We start from the raw sequence: 1,117 nt of genomic DNA on the forward strand, positions 1-1,117 counted from the left end.
GTACAAGGTGAACCCGGTGCTCGAGCGCGTACAAGGTGAACCCGGTGCTCGAGCGCGCGCTCGACCGCATCTTCATCCTGCACGCGGACCACGAGCAGAACGCCTCGACCTCGACCGTGCGCCTGTGCGGCTCGTCGGGCACCAACCCCTTCGCGGCCATCGCAGCCGGCGTGGCCTGCCTCTGGGGCCCGGCCCACGGCGGCGCCAACGAAGCGGCGCTCAACATGCTCTACGACATCCAGAAGGAAGGCGGCGTGGAGAAGATCGGCGAGTTCATCAAGAAGGTCAAGGACAAGAACTCGAACGTCAAGCTCATGGGCTTCGGCCACCGCGTGTACAAGAACTACGACCCGCGCGCCAAGCTGATGCAGGAAACCTGCAACGAAGTGCTGACCGAGCTGGGCCTGGAACAAGACCCGCTGTTCAAGCTCGCCAAGGAACTCGAGAAGATCGCGCTGGAAGACGAGTACTTCGTGTCGCGCAAGCTCTACCCGAACGTCGACTTCTACTCGGGCATCGTGCAGCGCGCCATCGGCATCCCGGTGCCGCTGTTCACCGCGATCTTCGCGCTGGCCCGTACCGTGGGCTGGATTGCCCAGCTCAACGAAATGATCGGCGACCCCGAGTACAAGATCGGCCGCCCGCGCCAGCTGTTCGAAGGCTCGCCCAAGCGCGACGTGCAGCCCATCGGCAAGCGCTGAACGCGCGCTGCTTGCGCTCAAGCCGGAAAGCTGCCCTCGGGCAGCTTTTTTGCGTCTTGGCTGACAGGGCCGGCGGCGGGGCGTCGATACGTTGTGCATCGGAGGCTCGACTTCGGGCCGCCTTTCTCAACGCCTTCAGGAGACCCGTCATGAAGCAACTTGCCGCGCTGATCGCCGTCGCTTTCACACTTGCCATTCCGCTGGGGGGCTGCAACACCTTCAGGGGTGCCGGCCAGGACATCCAGAAGAGTGGCGAAAAGATGGAAGACGCCGCCAAGAAGCGCCAGTAGGCACACCCGAGCCCCGCGCGCCCCGCCCCTCGCCGCAAAGCGAGGCGCGGGGCGTTTTGCCGTGTGGGGCGGCCGGGACTCGTCGCCCCAGGGCAATGAACCCATCGCACATGGCGATGGCAGGGC

General features: G+C 65.3%; 1 protein-coding gene and 1 pseudogene. Both read left to right on the forward strand.

The window, feature by feature from the left end; genetic code table 11:
* Window positions 1-29 precede the first annotated feature (29 nt).
* Window positions 30-701, forward strand: a pseudogene (locus AC1DOC_RS34605) (citrate/2-methylcitrate synthase); the annotation flags it as partial.
* A 149-nt stretch (window positions 702-850) separates the two neighbouring features.
* Complete coding sequence (locus tag AC1DOC_RS34610; RefSeq protein WP_012746569.1) at window positions 851-991, forward strand: entericidin A/B family lipoprotein; 141 nt, start codon at window positions 851-853, stop codon at window positions 989-991.
* Window positions 992-1,117: the final 126 nt, after the last annotated feature.

Source organism: Variovorax sp. 01T439_2 (assembly GCF_056398445.1).

Bases quoted from the DNA above. Each gene is read 5' to 3' on its own strand.
- AC1DOC_RS34610 (WP_012746569.1), top strand. From the start codon at position 851: ATGAAGCAACTTGCCGCGCTGATCGCCGTCGCTTTCACACTTGCCATT.